Annotated in this window: 21 protein-coding genes; 11 read left to right on the top strand and 10 right to left on the bottom strand. The window is 60.2% G+C overall.

The window, feature by feature from the left end; translation table 11 throughout:
• Positions 1 to 22: 22 nt before the first annotated feature.
• The 7 genes from amaA to AC3ISG_RS21970 all read left to right on the top strand — a co-directional run bounded on the left by amaA (position 23) and on the right by AC3ISG_RS21970 (position 8326).
• A complete protein-coding gene (amaA, locus tag AC3ISG_RS22000) occupies positions 23 to 1306 on the top strand; it encodes an L-pipecolate oxidase (protein ID WP_122533801.1) in 1284 nt (427 codons plus the stop codon).
• A gap of 356 nt (positions 1307 to 1662) precedes the next feature.
• Positions 1663 to 2799 (top strand): ABC transporter substrate-binding protein, encoded by a 1137-nt coding sequence (locus tag AC3ISG_RS21995; protein WP_489297961.1) that lies wholly within the window; start codon positions 1663 to 1665, stop codon positions 2797 to 2799.
• A gap of 184 nt (positions 2800 to 2983) precedes the next feature.
• A complete protein-coding gene (locus AC3ISG_RS21990; RefSeq protein ID WP_037015668.1) occupies positions 2984 to 3898 on the top strand; it encodes an ABC transporter permease subunit in 915 nt (304 codons plus the stop codon).
• A gap of 2 nt (positions 3899 to 3900) precedes the next feature.
• Positions 3901 to 5196 (top strand): high-affinity branched-chain amino acid ABC transporter permease LivM, encoded by a 1296-nt coding sequence (livM, locus tag AC3ISG_RS21985; protein WP_369303838.1) that lies wholly within the window; start codon positions 3901 to 3903, stop codon positions 5194 to 5196.
• Entirely contained in the window at positions 5196 to 6071 is an 876-nt protein-coding gene (locus AC3ISG_RS21980; RefSeq protein WP_122533798.1) for an ABC transporter ATP-binding protein, read from the top strand. The genes livM and AC3ISG_RS21980 overlap by 1 nt, the downstream gene beginning before the upstream one ends.
• A complete protein-coding gene (locus AC3ISG_RS21975) occupies positions 6068 to 6784 on the top strand; it encodes an ABC transporter ATP-binding protein (protein WP_065987777.1) in 717 nt (238 codons plus the stop codon). Before AC3ISG_RS21980 ends, AC3ISG_RS21975 begins: the two co-directional genes overlap by 4 nt.
• A gap of 771 nt (positions 6785 to 7555) precedes the next feature.
• The gene (locus AC3ISG_RS21970; protein ID WP_065987776.1) at positions 7556 to 8326 is read left to right on the top strand and encodes an SDR family oxidoreductase; all 771 of its coding nucleotides are present in this window, start codon (positions 7556 to 7558) and stop codon (positions 8324 to 8326) included.
• Between the two features lie 264 nt (positions 8327 to 8590).
• On the opposite strand, the gene AC3ISG_RS21965 is transcribed toward AC3ISG_RS21970, so the two are convergent.
• The 7 genes from AC3ISG_RS21965 to AC3ISG_RS21935 form a co-directional block, all read right to left on the bottom strand.
• On the bottom strand, positions 8591 to 9727 hold the full coding sequence (locus AC3ISG_RS21965) for an AGE family epimerase/isomerase (protein ID WP_489297960.1): 1137 nt from the start codon (positions 9725 to 9727) through the stop codon (positions 8591 to 8593).
• Between the two features lie 107 nt (positions 9728 to 9834).
• The gene (locus AC3ISG_RS21960) at positions 9835 to 10407 is read right to left on the bottom strand and encodes a HupE/UreJ family protein (protein WP_489297959.1); all 573 of its coding nucleotides are present in this window, start codon (positions 10405 to 10407) and stop codon (positions 9835 to 9837) included.
• A 33-nt stretch (positions 10408 to 10440) separates the two neighbouring features.
• Entirely contained in the window at positions 10441 to 11055 is a 615-nt protein-coding gene (gene ureG, locus AC3ISG_RS21955; protein WP_122533795.1) for an urease accessory protein UreG, read from the bottom strand.
• 58 nt (positions 11056 to 11113) lie between these two features.
• The gene (locus tag AC3ISG_RS21950; protein WP_122625641.1) at positions 11114 to 11788 is read right to left on the bottom strand and encodes an urease accessory protein UreF; all 675 of its coding nucleotides are present in this window, start codon (positions 11786 to 11788) and stop codon (positions 11114 to 11116) included.
• Positions 11785 to 12285, bottom strand: a complete 501-nt coding sequence (gene ureE, locus AC3ISG_RS21945; protein WP_122533793.1) for an urease accessory protein UreE — start codon at positions 12283 to 12285, stop codon at positions 11785 to 11787. The genes AC3ISG_RS21950 and ureE overlap by 4 nt, the downstream gene beginning before the upstream one ends.
• Positions 12286 to 12508: 223 nt before the next feature.
• Positions 12509 to 13141, bottom strand: a complete 633-nt coding sequence (locus AC3ISG_RS21940) for a TetR family transcriptional regulator (RefSeq protein WP_122533792.1) — start codon at positions 13139 to 13141, stop codon at positions 12509 to 12511.
• A 248-nt stretch (positions 13142 to 13389) separates the two neighbouring features.
• On the bottom strand, positions 13390 to 13611 hold the full coding sequence (locus AC3ISG_RS21935) for a hypothetical protein (protein WP_205484891.1): 222 nt from the start codon (positions 13609 to 13611) through the stop codon (positions 13390 to 13392).
• A gap of 315 nt (positions 13612 to 13926) precedes the next feature.
• On the opposite strand from AC3ISG_RS21935, the gene AC3ISG_RS21930 reads away from it, so the two are divergent.
• Positions 13927 to 15996, top strand: a complete 2070-nt coding sequence (locus AC3ISG_RS21930) for an AsmA family protein (RefSeq protein WP_489297958.1) — start codon at positions 13927 to 13929, stop codon at positions 15994 to 15996.
• 281 nt (positions 15997 to 16277) lie between these two features.
• Here AC3ISG_RS21930 and AC3ISG_RS21925 read toward each other — a convergent pair whose 3' ends face one another.
• Entirely contained in the window at positions 16278 to 16811 is a 534-nt protein-coding gene (locus AC3ISG_RS21925) for a ferritin-like domain-containing protein (RefSeq protein WP_122533788.1), read from the bottom strand.
• A 284-nt stretch (positions 16812 to 17095) separates the two neighbouring features.
• Positions 17096 to 17434: an osmotically-inducible lipoprotein OsmE gene (gene osmE / locus AC3ISG_RS21920; protein ID WP_122533787.1), complete on the bottom strand. Its 339-nt coding sequence runs from the start codon at positions 17432 to 17434 to the stop codon at positions 17096 to 17098.
• A gap of 185 nt (positions 17435 to 17619) precedes the next feature.
• Here osmE and AC3ISG_RS21915 point away from each other — a divergent pair, with 185 nt between their 5' ends.
• Together AC3ISG_RS21915 and AC3ISG_RS21910 are read left to right on the top strand one after the other, a co-directional pair.
• Complete coding sequence (locus tag AC3ISG_RS21915) at positions 17620 to 18510, top strand: esterase/lipase family protein (protein ID WP_489297957.1); 891 nt, start codon at positions 17620 to 17622, stop codon at positions 18508 to 18510.
• 58 nt (positions 18511 to 18568) lie between these two features.
• Positions 18569 to 18805, top strand: coding sequence for a hypothetical protein (locus AC3ISG_RS21910; RefSeq protein WP_037015625.1), 237 nt, complete (start codon positions 18569 to 18571; stop codon positions 18803 to 18805).
• Positions 18806 to 18831: 26 nt separating this feature from the next.
• Here the strand turns inward: AC3ISG_RS21910 and AC3ISG_RS21905 are convergent, their stop codons facing one another.
• Positions 18832 to 19716 carry a DMT family transporter gene (locus tag AC3ISG_RS21905; protein ID WP_489297956.1) on the bottom strand — a complete coding sequence of 295 codons (885 nt, stop codon included), beginning with the start codon at positions 19714 to 19716 and terminating at the stop codon, positions 18832 to 18834.
• Positions 19717 to 19867: 151 nt separating this feature from the next.
• Here AC3ISG_RS21905 and AC3ISG_RS21900 point away from each other — a divergent pair, with 151 nt between their 5' ends.
• Positions 19868 to 20158, top strand: a complete 291-nt coding sequence (locus AC3ISG_RS21900) for a PsiF family protein (protein ID WP_427683480.1) — start codon at positions 19868 to 19870, stop codon at positions 20156 to 20158.
• The last annotated feature ends 4 nt before the right edge of the window (positions 20159 to 20162 follow it).

The following is a 20162-nucleotide window of genomic DNA, read 5'->3' as shown; positions in this document are numbered from 1 at the left end:
TGTCTCTTTCCGAGGTTTTGCGATGCCGTTACGCGAAGAATGTCTGTGGGAAACGCTGACGCCGCAAAGGCCCGAAGCGCCTGCGTTGAGCGGGGAAGTGACGGTCGATGTGTGCGTCATCGGCGCAGGCATCACGGGTTTGTCGGCGGCCATTCATCTGCTTGAGCAGGGCAGGACGGTCGCGGTTGTTGAAGCCCATCGCACCGGGCAGGGTGGGTCCGGCCGGAACGTAGGACTGGTCAACGCGGGCCTGTGGATTCCGCCTGACGAAATCGAAGCCGGCTTCGGCGAAAAAGTCGGCAGCCAGCTCAACACCATGCTCGGCAATGCGCCGTCACTGGTGTTCAGCCTGATCGAAAAATACGCCATCGACTGCCAGGCGACGCGCAAAGGCACACTGCACATGGCCCACAACGCCAAAGGCGAGCAGGACTTGCGCAGCCGTGAAGAGCAATGGAAACGTCGCGGCGCGCCTGTGGAATTGCTCACCGGCAAAGCCTGCCAGGAAGCGACCGGCACCACCGAGATTACCTCCGCTTTACTCGATCACCGGGCGGGCACCATCAACCCGATGGCCTACACCAGCGGGCTGGCGGCGGCCGTCACGCAATTGGGTGGCCAGCGTTTCGATCACTCGCCGGTCAAACGCCTTGAGCGACAAGGCGCGCGGTGGTGCGTGGTCACCGAAAACGGCGCGGTGCTTGCCGAGCAAGTCGTCATCGCCTCCAACGCCTACACCGAGGGCGAGTGGACCGAGCTTCGGCGAAACTTCTTCCCCGGCTACTACTATCAAGTGGCCTCGGCGCCCTTGGCCGAAGACGCGGCGCAGCAGATCTTACCGGGCGGGCAGGGCTCCTGGGACACGCGGCAAGTGCTCAGCAGCATTCGTCGCGATGCCGATGGCCGACTGTTGCTGGGCAGTCTGGGCAACGGCAATCAGAAGCCCGGCTGGTTTCTCAAGGCGTGGGCTGATCGGGTGCAGCAGCATTATTTCCCGTACCTCAAACCGGTTGAGTGGGAATGCACGTGGACCGGCTGCATCGCGTTCACACCCGATCACCTGCTGCGAATGTTCGAGCCTGCACCAGGACTGGTCGCTGTCACCGGTTACAACGGCCGGGGCAACACCACAGGGACAGTCGTTGGCAAAGCTTTCGCCGATTATCTGTGCAGCGGCAACGCCAGTGTCCTACCCATCCCCTTTGCGCGAATGCAGCCGCTGGCGGCCGTCGGACTGCGCAGCTCTTTGTACGAGGCTGGCTTCTCGCTATACCATGCGGGCCAATGCCTCAGAATCGTGATCTGAGAAGAATTCTCTCTCCAAAACAACGCTTTCTCCTACATCCACTACCCTCAAATGGTGCGGCCCGTAGCGGAACCGCACCGACGGTGTGCAGTTCGGTGACGCGTGCTGTTACAACAGGGTTGTACAGGTGCGGATGAAGCGGTTGCGCGCCCGTGTCGCCAGGGTTGCTCTTTTGAAGTCGTGAGGTTGCACCTTGCGCGGTTTAGACGGTTGCACGCCCTATGAAAAAGGGCAGAAATCAGTCGGATAGCAACAAAACGACCAGTTTCTCAAGAATAAAAAACCGATGGCACGCCACTTGCTCGCAGCAGCTCTGTGGTCGCAGTGCTAATTAAAAAACCCAGGAGCACCAACTCATGTCGCAGACGTTCTACAGAAAAGGCTTTCTCGCACTCGCAGTGGCTACTGCCCTGGGTGCGGCTTCATTTGCACAGGCAGCCGACATCAAGATCGGCGTTGCGGGTCCGATGACGGGCGCCAACGCCTCGTTTGGCGAGCAATACATGAAGGGCGCTCAAGCAGCTGCCGATGCCATCAACGCTGCGGGCGGCGTCAACGGCGATAAGATCGTCCTGACCGCCTACGACGATGCGTGCGAACCGAAACAGGCCGTTGCCGTTGCCAACAAGGCCGCGTCCGACAAAGTTGCCGGCGTTGTCGGTCACTTCTGCTCCTCCTCGACCATTCCTGCTTCGGAAGTCTATGACGAAGCCGGCATCATCGCGATCACCCCTGGCTCCACCAACCCGACCGTGACCGAGCGCGGCCTGAGCGCCATGTTCCGTATGTGCGGCCGTGACGATCAGCAAGGCATCGTGGCCGGCGACTACATCGTCGACGTGCTCAAGGGCAAGAAAATTGCCGTCATCAACGACAAAGACACCTACGGCAAAGGCCTGGCAGACGCCACCGCCAAGCAGCTGACCGCTCGCGGCGTGAAGCCGGTGCTGGAAGAAGGTCTGACCCGTGGCGAGAAAGACTTCAGCGCCCTGGTCACCAAGATCCGCTCCGTTGGCGCTGACGTCGTTTACTTCGGCGGCCTGCACCCGGAAGCCGGTCCACTGGTCCGCCAACTGCGTGAGCAAGGCCTGAAAGACGTCAAGTTCATGTCCGACGACGGCGTTGTGACCGACGAGCTGGTGACCACCGCTGGCGGCGCGCAATACGTCGATGGCGTGTACATGACCTTCGGCGCCGACCCGCGCATGCTGCCAGACAGCAAGGCCGTGGTTGAGCAGTTCCGCAAATCCGGCTACGAGCCAGAAGGCTATACCCTCTACGCTTACGCTTCGGTTCAGGCCCTGGCCGCTGGCTTCAACGGCGCCAAGTCGAACAAAGGCGAAGACGCTGCCAAGTTCCTCAAGGCTCACCCGGTCAAAACCGTCATGGGCGAGAAAGCCTGGGACACCAAGGGCGACCTGAAAGTCTCTGACTACGTGGTTTACCAGTGGGACAAGGACGGCAAATACCACCAGCTCGAAAAGCAGAAGTGAGTTGAGCGCTTAGTCGGATCTGCTGTTTCCCGGGGGTGAGCCGGGAAACAGCCTGATCCGGTAATCGGCGCTGTCTGACGGCGGCGCCGGATTTCTTCTGTTGCCACTGTGTGCGCCGCTCTATTCCTCACGAGGGAATGGTCGCGCGCGCCAGGTCGGCCTTTCAAGTTCGTGAGCGTGCGTGATGGACGGTATTTTCCTGCAGCAAATGGTCAACGGCCTGACACTGGGCTCGGTCTATGGCCTGATCGCCATCGGTTACACGATGGTCTACGGCATCATCGGCATGATCAACTTCGCCCACGGCGACGTTTACATGATCTCCGCCTACCTCGCAGCCATCGGTCTCGCCGTGCTGTCGTTCTTCGGCGTTGAGTCATTCCCCTTTCTGATTCTCGGCACACTGATCTTCACCATTGTGGTGACCGGTGTGTACGGCTTCGTCATCGAGCGAGTGGCGTACAAACCGCTGCGTAACTCGACCCGGCTGGCGCCGCTGATCAGTGCGATCGGCATCTCCCTGATTCTGCAGAACTACGCGCAGATCGCTCAGGGCCCACGCCAGCAAGGCGTACCGACCCTGCTCGAAGGCGCCATGCGCTTCGATGTCGGCAGCGGTTTCGTACAGATCACCTACACCAAAATCTTCATTCTGATCGCCGCCTTCGTCGGCATGGGCGTACTGACCTACATCATCAAGTACACCAAGCTGGGCCGGATGTGCCGCGCCACGCAGCAGGATCGCAAGATGGCCTCGATTCTGGGCATTAACACCGACCGAGTCATTTCCTACGTGTTCGTCATTGGCGCGGCCATGGCGGCACTGGCTGGCGTGCTGATCACCATGAACTACGGCACATTCGACTTCTTCGCCGGCTTCGTCATTGGCATCAAGGCGTTCACCGCAGCGGTACTCGGCGGCATTGGTTCGTTGCCGGGCGCCATGCTCGGCGGGCTGATCCTCGGGGTTGCCGAGTCGCAGTTCTCCGGTTTGATCAATTCCGACTACAAAGACGTGTTCAGTTTCGGCCTGCTGGTAGTGATTCTGATCTTCCGTCCCCAAGGCCTGCTGGGTCGCCCACTCGTGGCGAAGGTATAACCATGTCTGCACCTACTAAACCCATTGATATCAAACAAAGCCTGATCGACGCGGTGATCGCCGGCTTGCTGGCGCTGATCGTGTTCGGTCCGATCGTCGGCATCGTGCTGGACGGCTATGGCTTCAACCTGCAGCCAGGACGCGTGGCCGTGCTGGTGGGCGTGGTCGTTGTCGGTCGTTTCTTCATGAGCCTGTTCCTGCAGACACCAAAAGGCGTGGCCATTGCCCAAAGTTTTGAAAGCTCGGGCTCCGGCGTGCACGTGCTGCCGCCGGGGTACAAGACGCGGCTGCGCTTTATCATTCCGCTGATGATCCTGATCGCGGTGATCTTCCCGATCTTCGCCGACAAGTACGTGCTGACCGTGGTGATCCTCGGCCTGATCTACGTGTTGCTGGGCCTGGGCCTTAATATCGTGGTGGGCCTCGCCGGTCTGCTCGATCTGGGGTACGTGGCCTTCTATGCAATCGGCGCATACGGCCTGGCGCTGGGTTATCAGTATCTGGGCCTGGGGTTCTGGTCGGCGCTGCCGCTGGCAGCGATTGCGGCGGCGCTTGCCGGGTGCATCCTCGGCTTTCCAGTGCTGCGCATGCATGGGGATTACTTGGCGATCGTGACCTTGGGCTTCGGCGAGATCATTCGTCTGGTGCTCAACAACTGGCTGTCGTTCACCGGCGGACCCAACGGCGTGGCAGTGCCTTCGCCGACCTTTTTCGGCCTGGAATTCGGGCGTCGTGCAAAAGACGGCGGCATCCCGATCCACGAGTATTTCGGCTTCGAATACAACCCGGATCTGAAATTCATCTTCATCTATACCGTGCTGTTCCTGGTCGTGCTGGCTGTGCTGTACGTCAAGCACCGCCTGACCCGTATGCCGGTCGGCCGCGCGTGGGAAGCCCTGCGTGAAGACGAAATCGCCTGCCGCTCCATGGGCCTGAATCACGTGCTGGTCAAGCTGTCGGCCTTCACCATCGGCGCGTCGACGGCCGGTCTGGCAGGGGTGTTCTTCGCCAGCTATCAAGGCTTCGTCAACCCGACCTCGTTCACCTTCTTCGAGTCGGCGCTGATCCTCGCCATCGTCGTGCTGGGCGGTATGGGCTCGACCGTCGGTGTGGTCATCGCGGCATTCGTGCTGACGGTCGCACCGGAACTGCTGCGCAGCTTCGCGGAGTATCGCGTTTTGCTGTTCGGCATCCTCATGGTGCTGATGATGATCTGGCGTCCCCGTGGCCTGATCCGCATCAGCCGTACCGGTGTGCAGCCACGCAAAGGCGTGCTGGCCAAAGTGGAGGGCGCGTGATGAGCGACGAAATCGTTCTGTCCGTCGAAAACCTGATGATGCACTTCGGCGGCATCAAGGCCCTCAGCGACGTCAGCCTGCAAGTGCGGCGCAACTCGATCTTTGCCCTGATCGGCCCGAACGGCGCCGGCAAGACCACCGTGTTCAACTGCTTGACCGGCTTCTACAAAGCCACCGGCGGGCGTATCGAGCTCAATGCGCGAGGCAAGAAAACCAACGTCATTCAGTTGCTCGGCGAGCAATTTCGCGCCGCGGACTTCGCGTCGCCGAAGCGCTTCGGCAGCCGGCTGTACTACAAAATGTTTGGCGGCACCCACCTGGTAAACCGTGCAGGGCTGGCGCGTACCTTCCAGAACATTCGCCTGTTCAAGGAAATGTCCGTCGTCGAGAACCTGCTGGTCGCACAGCACATGTGGGTCAACCGCAACATGCTCGCCGGCATCCTCAACACCAAGGCCTATCGCAAGGCCGAAGACGACGCCATGAGCACCGCGTTCTACTGGCTCGAAGTGGTGGATCTGGTGGACTGCGCCAACCGTCTGGCCGGTGAGCTTTCCTACGGCCAGCAACGCCGTCTGGAGATCGCGCGGGCGATGTGCACGCGTCCGCAGGTCATCTGCCTGGACGAGCCGGCAGCTGGTTTGAACCCACAGGAAACCGAGGCGCTGAGCGGCATGATTCGCCACCTGCGCGACGATCACGACATGACCATCGTCCTGATCGAACACGACATGGGCATGGTCATGGGCATTTCCGACGACATCGTCGTGCTCGACCACGGCAACGTGATCGCCAAAGGCAAACCGGAGCAGATCCGCAACGATCCGAAAGTGATCGCGGCGTATCTGGGCGCAGATGAAGAGGAGTTGGTATGAGTAAGCCGATCCTCGAACTGAAAGAGATCGATGTGTATTACGGGCCGATCCAGGCCCTCAAGAAAGTCTCGATGCACATTGATGAGGGCGAGACGGTCAGCCTGATCGGCTCCAACGGCGCGGGCAAGTCCACGCTGCTGATGTCGATCTTCGGCCAGCCGCGCGCGGCCAGTGGCCAGATCATCTATCAGGGCACTGACATCACCCACAAGTCGTCCCACTACATCGCGTCCAACGGTATCGCTCAGTCGCCGGAAGGCCGTCGCGTGTTCCCGGACATGTCAGTGGAAGAAAACCTGATGATGGGCACTATCCCCATTGGCGACAAACATGCCAGCGAAGACATGCAGCGTATGTTCGAGATGTTCCCGCGGCTCAAGGAGCGTCGCAATCAGCGGGCGATGACTATGTCCGGCGGCGAACAGCAGATGCTCGCCATCGCACGTGCGCTGATGAGCCGTCCCAAGTTGCTGCTGCTGGACGAGCCGAGCCTGGGTCTGGCGCCGATCATCGTTAAACAGATCTTCGCGACGCTCCGTGAGCTGGCGCAGACCGGCATGACGATCTTCCTGGTCGAGCAGAACGCCAACCATGCGCTGAAGCTGTCGGACCGTGCTTACGTGATGGTCAACGGCGAGATTCGCCTGACGGGCACGGGTAAGGAATTGCTCACCAATGAGGAGGTCAGGAACGCCTATCTTGGCGGGCACTGATTCCTGATCACTGTTGTAAAAACACGCCCCGGGTGGATAACTTCCGGGGCTTTTTTATGGCATAGCCGAATTGTGGAAAACAATTTTGGAGAGCAGTGAAAACGCGACATATAGCCGCTGCAAATCGCTGTTTTGTCACGCTTTTGACTTGTTCAGTTTTACTGTGGAAGTGACTGTGAATAAGTTGGGAGCAGCTAGCTGGAGGCCTTTATTTGCGGGGCTTACAGCCTGTTGATCAATATTTGATCAGTTGTTTCGGCCGGTATTTTAATGGGGTTTGTCAACGTTCTTGTGGCTGTTTTTTTATACAGTCTTTATCAGGCGCCTGCCTGTGGATAAGTCTGTGTGCAACCGTTGGAAAGACCGCCGCAGGTAGCGCAATCTGTGGCCTCGGACGTGCATTCCTGTCCATGCACCCAAGTCTTGCGCGAAGTCGACGGCAGATGGCCCATGACCGGTCAAGTAAAAACATCGTTCAAGTTGCCCACACGTCCCGTATGCCGGGACTCTTGGCGTTTTGAGTTGCCCCCAGAAAAAGGTTGCCTGACTGTGGATAAGGTGGGCAAAAGTGTCTGTAGGCCAGACGGTATAAGGCTTTGGAGCAGTTGGTTGTTTTTTATACAGAAAAGCAGTTGTATGACGATGTTGCTGATGGTGCTTGATCCCGGCCTGTCTGCGCGGGCATTCTCCAGAACCTTCCTACACGCAACGCTGCTTGCGTGACATTCCCGCTTGGCTTGATAAGCCCGCATCGTTAGTCAGGAGAAAGAAATGACCTCTACCGTATTCATTACCGGGGCCACTTCCGGGTTTGGCGAAGCCTGCGCCCGTCGTTTTGCAGAGGCGGGCTGGTCGCTGGTGCTGACCGGTCGCCGTGAAGACCGCTTGCAGGCGCTGAGCGCCGAACTGTCGAAGCAGACCAAGGTGCACACGCTGACGCTGGACGTGCGCGATCGCGCAGGCGTGGAGCGCGCTGTGGAAAGCCTGCCGGCGGAGTTCGCGAAGATCCGCGGCCTGATCAACAACGCGGGTCTGGCGCTGGGGATCGATCCTGCACCCAAGTGCGATCTGGATGACTGGGACACCATGATCGACACCAACATCAAAGGGCTGGTGTACACGACGCGCACGCTGCTTTCGCGTCTGATCGCTTACGGCCGCGGTGCCAGCATCGTCAACCTCGGCTCGGTAGCGGGGAATTATCCGTACCCGGGCGGTAACGTTTACGGCGGCACTAAAGCATTCGTCGGACAGTTCTCGCTGAACCTGCGCAACGACCTGGTCGGCACCGGCGTACGCGTGACCAACCTTGAACCGGGGTTGTGCGAGAGCGAGTTCTCGCTGGTGCGTTTCGGTGGCGATCAGGCCAAGTACGATGCGACCTATGCAGGTGCAGAACCTATCCAGCCTCAGGACATTGCCGACACCATTTTCTGGATCATGAACACGCCGGCCCACGTCAACGTCAACAGCCTGGAACTGATGCCCGTGAGCCAGACCTGGGCCGGGTTCGCGATTGATCGCAGTCGTGGTGAGAAGTAAATAGTTTCACTGGTGTTGATCGTTCCCACGCGCCGCGTCGGGACGATCATTGCCGGGCTGAGTAAGGCGCAGAATCAGGTGCCGAACGCGATCAAATTGTGGGAGTGAGCTTGCTCACGAAGACGGCATTTCAACCGCTGAATCTTTAGCGGATGTACCTACCCATTCGCGAACAAGCCCGCTCCCACCGTTCGTTTATCTGCGGGAAGATCGGAGGCCGCATTTTGGCGGCTGCCAGTGAGTAGACATTCCAGGAAAATCAGATCAGCCGCTGAAGTACTCGGCCAGCCCGATGTAGCAGGTCGCCAGGTGATACGGCGTCGTCGACGGCATGTCGCTGCGGCTGATCTGCCCCTGGCTGTCGAGGCACTCGTTCCAGCCGGTGGGGTGCAGGAACTGCGCTTGCAGCGCCTTCAACTGACGCGCCAGCAGGTGCTCGCTATCAGGCCGCAAGGTCAACGCGCGCAGGTATTCCGCCTGGGCCCAGATGCGCTGCGTGCCGTCTTTCACCGAACCGTCCACTTCCAGCATTGCCGCCACGGCGCCAGTGGTGTGATCGACGCCCTGTGCCTCGGCGTGGGCGAACGCAGTCTCCAGCGAACGGTAAAGCGGCGTGCCCCGCAGACGCGCGGACGACGCCAGCAAGTAGAACCACTCAAACTGATGACCCGGTTCGGACCAGTTATCCACAGCGTCCAGCGGTTTCTCCAGCATTACCCCGTGTTCGACATCCACAAAACGTCGCTGCATGCCTTCCACCAGCGCATCCAGCGCCGCCTGCGTGTCAGCGTCATCACGTACGGCCAGCGTGCCGAGAAATGCTTCGGCCAGGTGCATCAGCGGGTTTTGCAGCGGGCCGGCGTTCAGCGAAGTCCAATCCTCGGCCAGCACGGACTCATACAGGCCATCGCCATCGGCGAAGCGTTCGGCGACCACGTTCAGCCCGGCGTTGAGCACTGATTCCACCAACGGCTCGCGGACCTTGCCCCAGTAATGCGCGCAGGCAAAAACGATGAACGCGTGGGTGTAGAGATCCTTGCGACGGTCCAGCGGCGAGCCCTGTGGATCGATGCTGTAGAACCAGCCGCCGTGCTCGGCATCGTGAAAATGCTGTTGCAACGAACGAAACAGCGCAGCCGCGCGGGTGGCGGCGTCGGGCACGTCAGGGTGATCGATCAGACTTGAAAACAGAAACAGCTGACGCGCACAGGCCATGGCCCGGTAGCGCTGGGGCGGCAGAGGCCGATGCTGAGCGTCGACCGCCTCGAACGGCAGCGCCATCTCGGCATTCCATCCCGGGCCCTGCCACAACGGCACGACCACGCGCATGAAGTGCTGCTGCAGCTCAGTGAACAGGGCGGACAGTTCAGACTTGGCGGTGGGAAGGGAAGCGTCAGGCATTGGATGGCGTCACGGCAGTGGCAAATTGCGCGACATGGTAGCAGGAGGTGAGGCGGGCGGGGCAGCGGGGATCGATTGATCCCCGCTCGAGCGCAGCAGACGCTGACTTACCCCGCGAATAACCAGACGCCGGTGGCGGCCGAGAGTGCGCCTGCGATCCGAACAACCGGCGCCGCCGCTGTCGGCAGAAACCGCACCACGGCGTAACCCGCCGCATGCAGCGCCGCGGTCGCGCCGACGAATCCGAGCGCATAGCCCCACGGGCTCGACATCTCCGGCAGTTCCAGACCATGGGCCACGCCGTGGAACAGCGCAAACAGCGCCGTCGCCGCCACGGCCACGAACAGCGGCGGACGCACCGCCAGTGCCACCGCCAGGCCCAACGCAAACACCGAAGCAGCAATCCCGCTTTCCAGTGCAGGCAGTTCCAGGCCTTCAAATCCGAGCAAGCCGCCGAGCAGCATGGTGCCGACGAATGTGCACGGCAGCGCCCAGCGCGCGGCGCCTTTTTGCTGTGCAGCCCACAGCCCGACAGCGATCATCGCCAGCAGGTGATCGATGCCGCCCAAGGGATGGCTGATGCCGGCCACAAGACCGCTTTCATCGTGGCCGGGGTGAGCGAAGGCGATTGCCGGTACGAGGAGCAGCGCCAACGCGCCGAATACTTTTTTGCCGTTCATGAATGAATTCCTTGAGTCCTGTGGAGGTACGAATCAGGCAGCAGTCAGCAGGCCCTGACGCTCGATGAACGAAATAATCTGCTCCAGGCCGTGACCGGTTTTCTGGTTGCTGAACACGAACGGCTTGTCGCCGCGCATCTTCTTCGTATCGCGGTCCATCATCTCCAGCGATGCCCCCACCAGCGGCGCGAGGTCGATCTTGTTGATCACCAGCAGATCGGATTTGCAAATGCCGGGTCCGCCCTTGCGCGGCAGCTTGTCGCCTGCCGACACGTCGATCACGTAAATGGTGAGGTCCGACAGCTCCGGACTGAACGTGGCGGACAGGTTGTCGCCACCGGATTCGACGATGATCAGGTCCAGCCCCTCGAAGCGACGATTAAGCTGGTCGACGGCTTCCAGATTGATCGAAGCGTCTTCGCGAATCGCCGTGTGCGGGCAACCGCCGGTTTCCACGCCGATGATGCGCTCGGGTGCCAGGGCTTCGTTGCGCACCAGAAAGTCGGCGTCTTCACGGGTGTAGATATCGTTGGTGACCACTGCCAGGTTGTAGCGATCGCGCAGGGCCAGGCACAACGCGAGGGTCAGCGCGGTTTTGCCGGAACCGACCGGACCGCCGATGCCGACGCGTAAAGGTTGGCTGTTCATTCGTTCTCTCCGTTAAGCATGTTGTGCGGTTCAAGGTGCTGCGCCGATGGCGGCCACCTCATGATCGGAACAGGCGGCTGTACTGCCGCTCATGGTTCATGCTCGCCAGCGCCAGACCAAATGGCGCGCTGCCGATGTGGTCAGGGTTCAGTGCAGTTGCGTGTTGCTGGGCGTTCTGCAGCAACGGCAATAATTCGCTGGTGAGGCGCTGCGCGGCTTGCTGCCCCAGCGGGAGGGTCTTCATCAGCACTGCCAACTGATTTTCCAGCCAGCTCCAGAGCCAGGCGGCGAGGGCGTCCTGAGGCCCGATCTGCCAGGCTCGCGCAGCCAGTGCCCAACCCAGCGCCAGATGTGGCTCGCCCACACGCTGCAGGAAGTCCCGCGCGGGCTGATCCATTTCCGGCAGGCCGTTGAGCAGTTGCTGCAGCGAATAGCCCATCTGTCGGCTTTCCAGGTGCAACTCACGGGTCTCGCGGCTGGCGCGGTGTGCCTCGCTCAATTGCAGCAAGGCCACCCAGTCGTTTTGGGCAGCCGCCGTGCAGTGCGCCAGTAAAAGCGGCGCTTCGAATCGCGCGAGGTTGAGCAGCAATTGATCGCCGATCCAGCGGGCGGCGCTGGCCGAATCGTGGACAGTCGATTGCTCAACCGCCATTTCCAGGCCCTGGGAATAGCTGTAGCCGCCGATTGGCAGCTGGGGGCTCGCCAGACGCAGCAGCGCCCAGGCCGCATTCACGTGCGTACGCCAAACTGATGAATGCGTGGGGCGTAGTTGAAGTCTTCCTCTCCGGCGCGGGAGTGATGATGGCCGCCACCGTAGGCGCCGTGCTCGGGCTGGAAGGGCGCTTCGAGGGATTCGGTGGTGGCGCCCAGTTGATCAAGCATGGCTTTGAGCACGTAGTCGTCGAGCAGGCGCAGCCAGCCATCACCCACTTGCAGCGCCACATGGCGGTTGCCCAGGTGATACGCCGCGCGGGTGAGCTCGAACGCGCTGCTGCACGTCACGTGCAGCAGCTGCTCAGGGCGCGCGCAGACGCGGACGATTCGGCCGTCTTCAGCCTTGAGAAAGTCGCCGTCACGCAACGGCGGCTGACCCCGCTCGAGGAAAAGCCCCACGTCTTCGCCCTCGGCACTGAAACAGCGCAGTCGGCTTTTGCTGCGCGCCTCAAATATCAAATGCAGTTCTGCGGCCCATTCAGCCTGAGGTTCGGTCCGTTGATGAATCACCAGCATCAGAAAGCTTCCAGCAATGTGCGATGCAAGGTGCTAGAGCAAGTGGCTTGCCAACAGGCACGCAGGACAGAAATTGCCAGAATACGGTGCAGTCAGGGGAGGGCTGATCGCGGGGATGCGATTTATCGGTGCGCCGGTTGTGGCGATGCACCGCCGTGGTGCGGGGATGCGCTGATCAGAGCCTGACGCAGCGCCCTGACGCAGCGCCCTGAAGCTTCGCGATTCACTCGGTACTGCCCAAGCCCTGCCAGCGCTTGGCGCCAATGAAAATGAAGCGAAGCTGCTGGGTTATTTTCGCCCGGGGAGTGAGGTGCTTGGCCAGGGCCGGGGGCGGCGGGTCGATCAGTTCCGGAAGCATGGCGAACACGCTCTTCACCACCAGGTCGGCCATGACCGAGAGGTCGTCGGTGTTCAGGTGCTGGAATTTGGGCATCGATGCCAGGTCGGTCGCGAGGTCGGCGATGATGCCTTCGCGCAGCGCGCCGAGTGCCTGGCGGACTTTGAGCGAGCCGCCGTATTGCTCGCGCGCCAGAAACAGAAACTGCGAGCGGTTGGCAGCGACCACATCCAGAAAGATGCGGATAGACGCGTCGATGATGCCGCTGTCGATGTTGTGGTTGTGGCGCACGCGGCGGATGGTTTCGCGGAAGGTTTGGCCAACTTCACTGACCAGCGCCAGGCCCAGGTGGTCCATGTCATCGAAATGCCGATAGAAACCGGTGGGCACGATGCCGGCGGTTTTCGCCACTTCGCGCAGGCTCAGACTGCCGAAACCCCGCCCGCTCTCCATCAGGCCCCGGGCTGCATCAAGCAGGGCGTGGCGGGTCTGCTGTTTCTGTTCGGCACGGGGCAGCATGGGGCGTGTATCTGATGAAGGCATGGGTCGCAACTTTAGCAAATGCGTTTGCGTGACGTCGAACCCGGTTTTGCGTCGGGCAATAAAAAGCCCGGCGATCAGGGCCGGGCTGTTCTCATGCTCATGCCGGCAGATTGAGGTCGCTCAAACCGGCTCTTCCCGGCTAAAGCCGTCCCACTAATCAAGCGCCGCGTTGTTTCCGTAGGACTGGCTTTAGCCGGGAAGCTTTTGATCCCAGCGGGTCTCGTTCAGGAAACGCGCTGATACTGCTGAATGAGCCGATCCGGCCCGTTGTCGGCGACGCGCTGGTATTGATTGATCAAGCGATCCGGGCCGTCCTGCGCAACGGTCGGCAAACCGGAATGCTGCGTCGCCTTCGCCTCGCCGAGGATCGCTTGTTCGCTGGCAGGCATCGCGAACGCACTCGAGGCAATTAGGGAAAGGGTCAGGGCAATCAATTGGCGTTTCATGGAAGGATGCTCGGGTGTAAAGGGTTGTGTGAACGTGCTGCCGATTTTACCCCTGCCCCCTCGATAAAGAAGTTCAGCGGGCTGATGGTGACCATCGACAGAAATGATGCGAATTACGACCCCTTGCACGGCGGGCCTTTCAACGTGTTTCAGGTCGATCGCTGAGCCCGTCTGGACGTACGGTATGGGCAGGGGGCGGAACTTTTCTGACCCTGAATACAGATTTCATCAAACCCACGCGGGTTTTCTTAGTCGAACCGTTACGACGTACGAGACGCGCCCTGGACGGCGCGTCGGTTTTGGGGAGACAACGCAATGACGCGAGGCCGTAAAATCTTTGCCTGGACAGCCGCAATCCTGCTGCTGTTGCTGGTGATTCTGATCATTGTGATCGCGACTTTCGACTGGAACCGGCTCAAGCCGACCATCAACGAGAAGGTGTCTGCCGAACTGCATCGCCCCTTTGCCATCAACGGCAATCTGGCCGTGAGCTGGCACCGTGAGCCGGATGAAGGCGGCTGGCGCGCCTGGGTGCCGTGGCCGCACATGTCGGCGGAAGACATCGCACTGGGCAACCCGGAATGGTCGAAGACGCCGCAGATGGTCACGCTTAAACGCGTCGATCTGCGCTTGTCTCCCTTGCCATTGCTCGCCCACCGCGTCGTCATTCCGCGCATCAACCTGACCGAGCCCAATGCGAAAATCGAGCGTCTGGCCGATGGCCGCGCCAACTGGGTGTTTGATCTGCCCAAGAGCGATCCGAACGCCGAGCCATCGAGCTGGGTGATCGACATCGGCACGATCGGATTCGATAGAGGCTTCGTGAGCTACAACGACCAGAAGATCAACACGGCCGTGGATGTCGTTATTGAGATGCTGGGCAAGCCGATTCCGTACAGCGACATTGTCGGCAGTAGCGAGGCGAAGAAGGTCCAGGACAAGGGCGCTTCGGCGCAGGACTACGCCTTCGGCTTCACCGCCAAGGGCCAATATCACGGCCAGAAACTCAACGGCAGCGGCAAGGTGGGTGGGCTGCTGGCGTTGAAAGACGCAGCTTTGCCATTCCCGGTGCAGGCGGACGTCAGTGCAGGGGCCTTGCGTGTTGCCGTCGCGGGCACCGTGACCGATCCGCAGAATCTGGGAGAACTGGACCTGCGCCTGAAACTCTCCGGCGACAGCCTCAGCAATCTGTATCCGCTGACGGGCGTCACTTTGCCGGATTCCCCGCCGTACTCCACTGATGGCCGTCTGATCGCCAAACTGCACGACCCTGCGGGTGCGTCGTTCCAGTACAAGGGCTTCAACGGCAAGATCGGCGACAGCGATATCCATGGCGACCTGGGCTTTATCGCCAGCGAACCCCGTCCCAAGCTCACCGGCGCGCTGGTGTCCAATCAGTTGCTGATGGCGGACCTCAAGCCGCTGATCGGCGCCGACTCCAATGCCGAGCAGAAAACCCGGGGCGGCGAGAGCAAGCAACCCTCGGACAAAGTGCTGCCGGTTGAGGAGTTCAAGACCGATCGCTGGGCGGCCATGGACGCCGATGTAGAGTTCACTGGCAAGCGCATCGTGCAGAGCGCCGACCTGCCGTTCACCGACCTTTATACCCATGTGGTGCTTAACGACGGCGTGTTGAGCCTGGAGCCTCTGCGTTTCGGTGTGGCGGGTGGCAAGCTCGACGCGGATATCAAGCTCAACGGTCACACCCAGCCACTGGAAGGACGCGCAAAGCTGTCGGCACGCGGCTTCAAGCTCAAGCAATTGTTCCCGACCTTCGAACCGATGAAGACCAGCTTTGGCGAGCTAAACGGTGACGCGGACCTCAGCGGTCGTGGCAATTCGGTGGCAGCGTTGCTGGGCACGTCCAACGGCGAGCTGAAGATGCTGATCAACGACGGCGCCGTCAGCCGTGGCCTGATGGAGATTGCGGGGCTGAACGTTGGCAATTACGTCGTAGGCAAGCTGTTCGGCGACAAGGACGTGAAGATCAACTGTGCGGCCACCGATGTCGGCTTCAAGGACGGCTTGGCGAGCACCAAGGTGTTTGTGTTCGATACCGAGAACGCGATCATTTACGTCGATGGCACGGCGAACCTGAAGACCGAGCAACTGGACATGAAGGTGACGCCGGAGTCCAAAGGCTTCCGGGTCTTCTCCCTGCGTTCGCCACTGTATGTGCGCGGGCCGTTCAGCAAGCCCAATGCGGGTGTCGAGTCAGGTCCGCTGTTGCTGCGCGGCGCGGGCATGGTGCTATTGGGAGCGGCCGTCGGACCTGCGGCGGGATTGCTGGCACTCGTAGCGCCCAGCAGCGGGGATGCGCCTAACCAGTGCACCGCATTGCTGGAGCAGATGCGCTCGGGCAAAGCGCCGAAGACGGTGAAATAAGTACGGCAGATGATTCCGCGCCATAGTCCGCTCGTGTAGGAGTGAGCTTGCTCGCGAAGACTGCATTCCAGACACATGAGATGTCCGGGGTGTACTGGCCTCTTCGCGAGCAAGCTCACTCCCACCCTTCCAGCGGCACGCCCGGGATATCGAGTCAACCAGTGCCCTGTGGGAGCAAGTTTGCTCGCGAATGAACCCTTGAATCCTACACATCCCGCCTGAAAGTCACCCACAAAAAAGCCAGGGCATGAGCCCTGGCTTTTTGCATTGCGTGGTGCGTATCAGAGGCCGTCGAGCAGGTCCGCCATGTCGTCGGCATGCTCTTCTTCCTGCGCCAGGATCTCTTCGAAGATGCGGCGGGTGGTCGGGTCTTGGTCGCCGATGTACTGAATGATTTCGCGGTAGCTGTCGATTGCGATGCGCTCGGCGACCAGGTCTTCAGTGATCATCTCTTTCAGCGTGTTACCGGCCACATACTGCGCATGTGAGTTCTGGCTCAGCAGGTCCGGGTTGAATTCCGGCTCGCCGCCCAGTTGCACGATGCGCTCGGCCAGCTTGTCTGCGTGTTCGAGTTCTTGATTGGCGTGTTCCAGAAACTCATCCGCCGCAGCGTGGGACTTGATGCCCTTGGCCATGAAGTAGTGACGCTTGTAACGCAGGGTGCAGACCAGTTCAGTCGCGAGCGACGAGTTCAGCAAACGCAGGACCTCTTCACGGTCAGCGTTATAGCTTTCAGTGACGGCGCCGTCTTCGACGTTTTTGCGCGCGCGCTCTCGCAGGGTAGCGACGTCGGTCATTGGGTGCAGATTGATCATCAGATTTCTCCAGGGCTTTTACGGTTTTTTCCGTCGCGCTCTGTTGCGCCATGCATAGAGCAGGCGCCCGGCAGGATCGGGTCTTAAGGTGTGAGTGGTGGGAACTGGCAAAAGTTTGATTTTTGTTCGAGGACTTTTTGACGCGGGGGGCAGGTTGTCGCTGGAGCCGGGAAGGGGTCCCTTACACCGGACCGCCCGCGTTCATAGCCATACCAGGCATCCTTGCGATGCCCCGGCGCTCGTGATCGCGGGCGGGATCAACCATTCAAACGAATGGCATCAGATCACATGGCGCGTTCGTTGGTGTCACGCTGCTCGCAGGTCATGAAACCCTTGCTGTTGACGCGGCCATTGTTGTCGAAGGTAACGTAGTAAGCCTGCTGATGGCCTTCGCGATTCAGCACGTAGTTGTTGCAGGTGCCTGGGTGGGCGCGACGCTGAACAGTCGTTGATGGCGTACCGCCGATGGTCAGGACTTGTTCCTTGGTCATGCCTTCTTCAACTTGCTTGACCAGCGGCTCATTGCGATAGGTCGCGTAATCAACCGGGTTCGGCAGGGTGGTCGATGCACAACCAGCCAATGCGGCCATGGAAATCACTACTGCCAGGGATTGCTTGAACATTCGAATCGCTCCGCGAAAAGGCCATTGTTGGCCCGTTGCTGTTAGGAGCGTTGAAGTGGCAAAAGAGTTCGATCAAATTGATGGCGATGGGGCATTACCGTTGGTTGTCATGTTCCATGAATGTTTCCCGGCTACCGTCACCTGACTGCCTTGATCAACGATACCCCCCAGGAATCGCCTCTCTCATGCCGCAAGAACAGGCCACGCGTTACCCGATCGTCCTGGTGCCGGGATTAATGGGTTTCGTGAAGTTGGTGATCTATCCCTATTGGTTTGGCATCGTACCGGCGCTGCGTCGGGGCGGCGCGCAGGTGATTCCGGTTATGGTCTCGGCGGTGAATTCCACCGAGATTCGCGGAGAGCAACTGCTGGCCCGCGTCGAAGAAATCCTCGCGCAAACCGGCGCGGCCAAGGTCAACCTGATCGGTCACAGTCAGGGTGCGCTGACCATTCGGTATGTCGCGGGCGTTCGTCCGGACCTGGTCGCCTCAGTCACCTCAATCGCCGGGCCCAATCATGGTTCCGAACTGGCCGATTACTTCGAGGAGCATTACCCGGCCCATACCATGAAAGGGCGTGCGGTCAACGCTGCCATTCGTCTCACGACCCTCATCACCAGCCTGCTCGACACCGGTTATCGCGGCTCGCGCCTGCCGGTGGATGTCAACGCCGCGCACCATTCGCTGACCACCAGCGGCGTAGCGCGCTTCAACCGGCTGTTCCCGCAAGGACTCCCTGAACACTGGGGCGCGGAGGGCGATGAAGAGGTCAACGGCGTGCGCTATTACTCGTGGTCCGGGACACTGCAATCAGGACGCACCAACCGGGGCAAAAACCTCTTCGATACGTCAAATCTCACCTGCCGAATATTTGCTCGCACGTTCACGAAAGAGCGAGGTCAATCTGATGGCATGGTCGGGAGATTCAGTTCTCACCTGGGCAAAGTCATCGGTGACGACTACCCCCTCGACCATTTCGACATCGTCAACCAGCACTTCGGTCTGGTGGGCAAGGGAGCCGATCCCGTGGGGTTGTTCCTTGAACATGCCGTGCGCCTCAAAGCCGCCGGTCTTTGACTTATTTGGCCGTAGTTCGTGATCTGTCGACCCGTGAGGTCGCGTAGGAAGTGATGCGATGAGCGATAAAGAGCTTTATGAAATCGAGTACACGCTGGCCGGTGAGCACCATGTCGATCTGATTGAAAACCTCGACGTGCCAATCATCGAGGTCGTGCACGAGCTGGCGCTCAAGCACAACGTAGCCGTTGAAGATGATCCGTTCGATACCGGTGAAGACACCATCGGTCTGCCCCACGTGCTGGGCATTACCGATGTGTCGATTCACGCTGCTGAGGACCACGACAAGGCCTGACGGTCGGGTTCATCCGACGGGCAGGTTTAACGGATCGCGGCCTTGCGCAGCGGTGTGGTCCAGCGTTCTGCCAGGATCACTCCGCCCAGCGTCAGGGCACCGCCGATGAAGTGATACGACGCCAGCTGCTCGCCCAGCGCGAGTGCGGCAACCAGCGCCGTCAAGATCGGCACCAGGTTGAAAAACAACGTGGTACGACTTGGCCCGAGGATGGAAATCGCTTTCATCCACAGCAACGGCGCGAGCATTGAAGTCGGAATACACGCATAGAGCACCAACGGAATGTTGCTCGCGTTCAAACCGGTTTTCGGTGAAATCACGAACAGCGGGAACAGCGCAATGATCGCCACCAGAATCTGCAGATACAGCAGCTGCAACGGCGGCATGCGCAACTGCCATTTCTTCAGCAGCGTGCTGTAGGTCGCATACGCCAGCGTCGCGACAAGCATCATGACATCGCCCACGTTGATGCCATGGGCAACCAGCAAGCTCCAGCTCCCCTGCGACACCACCCACAACACACCGGCGAATGACACGAATGCGCCGACCAGCGCGCCGGCTGTCAGCCGTGTGCCAAGGCTGGCGATCGACATGCCCAGAGTCATCACCGGCACCAGCGACAGAATGATGCCCATGTTCGTGGCTGTGGTGATGTTCGCCGCGTAATACGCCAGGCTCTGATAAATCGCCATGCCCAGCACGCCAAGCACCACGACTTTGCCAATAATCGGCCTGATTTTCGCTCGATTGCGCAGCACGGGGCCGAGCAAAAACGGTGTGAACAGCAAGCCCGCCAACAGCCAGCGATAAAAGCCGATCTCGGCCGGGAAAATACGCCCAGCGGCGGCTTTGGTGATGACGTTGTTGCCCGCCCAGATCATGACGGTGAGCAGTGGATAGAGGTATTGCATGAGCGGACCGGCTGTTAAATGAGGCGCCATTATCGGCCTGCCAGTCCGCACGTCCAGCGTACGCTGCGCATTTGCAGAAATATGCAGCAACATTCTTTGGCTACACTGGCTTTAGAGCCATGCCGGTGCGTGGCGCTTCCGGAGAAAACCGATGACGATGCTGCGTATTCCTCTGCTGGTGATGGGCTTGTTGTTGAGCGCCCAGGGTTTTGCCGCTACCGCGCAACAAAACAAGATGACCACCTGTAACGCCGATGCCTCGGCAAAATCGCTGAAGGGCGATGAGCGCAAGGCATTCATGAGCACCTGTTTAAAGGCCGCGCCTGCGCCTGTTGCGACCCAGCAGGAGAAGATGAAAACCTGCAACGCCACGGCCAGCACTCAGGCGCTCAAGGGCGATGCACGCAAGGCCTTCATGAGCGATTGTCTTAAAAAGAAATAATTTT

It is taken from the genome of Pseudomonas sp. GL_135, from assembly GCF_057834665.1.
Note: the sequence above shows the minus strand (reverse complement) of the source record. Positions and strands in the feature narration are given on the sequence as shown.